This is a genomic window from Streptomyces otsuchiensis (assembly GCF_004305975.1).
GTDB lineage: Bacteria > Actinomycetota > Actinomycetes > Streptomycetales > Streptomycetaceae > Streptomyces > Streptomyces otsuchiensis.
In genome coordinates this window covers 1-2504 of the sequence record NZ_BHZI01000454.1, presented here as the reverse complement: position 1 = coordinate 2504, position 2504 = coordinate 1, and the positions used below count along the sequence as shown (strand labels likewise).

1 protein-coding gene is annotated in these 2504 nt (G+C 73.4%); it reads left to right on the top strand.

Annotated elements, in window-relative coordinates; translation table 11 throughout:
• A partial coding sequence (locus E0D90_RS26870; protein WP_157996946.1) for a hypothetical protein occupies window positions 1-2504 on the top strand: 2504 nt, incomplete at both ends.

Here is a 2504-nt window from a genome sequence, read left to right as displayed (position 1 = left end):
ACCCCCCGCCCAGCAGATCGCCAACCACGCGGGGCGCACCGTCCACGCCGTCGAGTCGGTCCCTCTCCCCGGCGCTCCCCCCGGCGTCCGCAGCTACCACCCGGACCCCACGCCGCAGCAGATCCGGGACCACCTGCACACCACCGCGCTCGGACCGGTGCCCAGGGCCGAGGAACGCGTGGTGCGCTGGGTGCGCGCCCTCCAGCGTCTGTACGGCGGCGAGATCGTCACCGACCCGGCGCGCGCCACCGAGTTCCGGAATCTGCTGCACGGGATGGCGGTCCTGGAACGGCGGCAGTTCCGGACGAGCACCGATCCCGATCCGCTCACCTGGGACGGCCTGCGGCAGCACACCGAGGACTTCCACCGGGACACCCCGGGGATGACGGCAGACGCCGGAAGCGTCCGGCTGATGCTGCTGCGGCTCGCGCAGCGCGAGGAGATGGCCCTCGGCTCCGGCGGGCTGCACGGCGCCCGGTCGCCGCAGAGCGACACCGACATGCCGGACGCCGACTCCAGTTCGGAACTGTCCGAACTCTCCGGCACGCCCAGCCTCCCGGACGCGCTCCTCAGCCCCACCCCTCCGCCGTTCGGCACCGCCGCCGACTTGGTGACCGAGAGCGTCGGCGCCGCCGAGACCCGCGACACGGTCGCCGACCCCCACCGCGCCGAGTCGACCGAGTACATCGCCGACATCGCGCGCCGGACCCCGGCCGAACGCAGGGCGCTGGCCGACGACATCGCGTGGGTGGCCGAGCAGCGCCGGACGCTGCCGCCCGCGGAGTTCGCCGAACTGGCCGCCGTCCTGGTGGTGGAGGTCAGCCCGGGCGTCGAACAGCCGGTCACCGCACGGCAGTCGGCTCGGCGACGCCTGACCGACATGCTGCGCTCCCCCGAGGTCGTCGAGCTGCTGCTGCACCGCAAGAAGCGGGTGCTGCTGATGCCGCCGAACCTCACGGTCCGCGAGGTCGCCCCGGTCCACCGGCGGGACCAGCGCTTCATCGACCTCGGCGCGGAACCTCTCGCGCCGGCCGTGCGGGGTGTGAACATCGAGCCCGCCGGTCCGCTGGTCACCGCCGCCGAGACCCTGCTCGGTGAGCCGTCACCGCACGGGCACTACAGCGAGGGCTACTCCGTTCTGACCCACGAGACGGCGCACGCCGTCCACCACGCGCTGGAGGAGTACGCCGGTACCACCCCGGTGCTGCGCAGCGCGGAGCGGTTGATCAAGCAGGCGTACGAGCGCGTCGACGCGGCGGAACGCGCCCTGCGGGCGGCCACGGAGCATCGGCTGGCCGCCGTGCGTGATCTGCCGGACGCGGCCACCCACATCCGGGAGATCCGCCGGGAGTACTACCGCGACAGCCCGCCCTGGCCCAACGGCCCCCACCGGCGGCTGAACGACGACGGCAGCTGGGGCGCGGCGTCCAACTACTCCAGCGTCAACCGGTACGAGTTCTTCGCCGAGCTGACCAACGCCTGGCTGGGCAACAACCACGGCACGGACCCGCGCACCGGTCTGAGCGCCCGGATCAACGACGCCGACGCGGTGCGTGCCGCCTACCCCGAGCTGGCGCCGCTCCTGACCCACCTGCACGGCGACCGGACCTCCGACGCGTCGCAGCAGGGCGACACCGGCCTGCCGGCGGACAACCCGGTCAGCGCGACCAGGTTCGAGAACGCCTACCTGGTTGGCAACCAGGAGTTCTGGACCGCCCGCGAGGCGGAACTGGGCTACGGCGCCCAGCTCGTGGGGGCCTTCGGCCCGGATATCCGTGCACACGGCGACCAGTTCTCCAGGCTGGTGGACGCGGTGCGTGTCGCGGAGAACCTGCGCGCGTCCGATCCGGCGTACCGGAACGGACCGCTGGATCTGCGGCAGTTGACCCGTGACCTGTTGCAGATGCCGCACGGCGAGCTGACGCCCAAGGATCTCCTCCGGGCGCTGGACGCGGCGAGCAACGCCCAGGCCCGCGGTCTGCGCACGCTGACCGACGCCGCCGTTCTGCACCTGCTCAGCGAGGGCGCCTTCGCCGACCACAGCAAGCTGGAGACCCCCGACGGCACCTTCCAGGGCCGCAACCTCAGCGGCGACGACCCCGGCGTCGACCTGTCCACCGTCGGCGTCCGCGACAGCGCCGGCAACCTCACCCGCCAGACCCCGCCCTGGCCCCGCGACACCCTCGCCATCGCGTACCAGCGCACCGAGGACGGCCACTACCGCGTCCGCCTGAACGACAGCACCGCCGAGGTCACCGCCCCCGTCCTCGCCCAGCTCGTCCGCCACGACCCCGGCGCCCCCGGCCACTCCCAGATCGCCCTCCTGGCCTCCGACCCCGGCCACCACCTCGCCGCGCTCCTCGCCAACGCCACCGGCGTCCGCGTCTGGTCCACCAACCAGCCGCTCACGGCCCTGCCCTCGCCCAACGACGCCGACCAGCACGTCATCGTCGCCGACCCCCGCGGTATGCAGGGCCGTGAGCGGCTGGTTGGTGGACCAGACG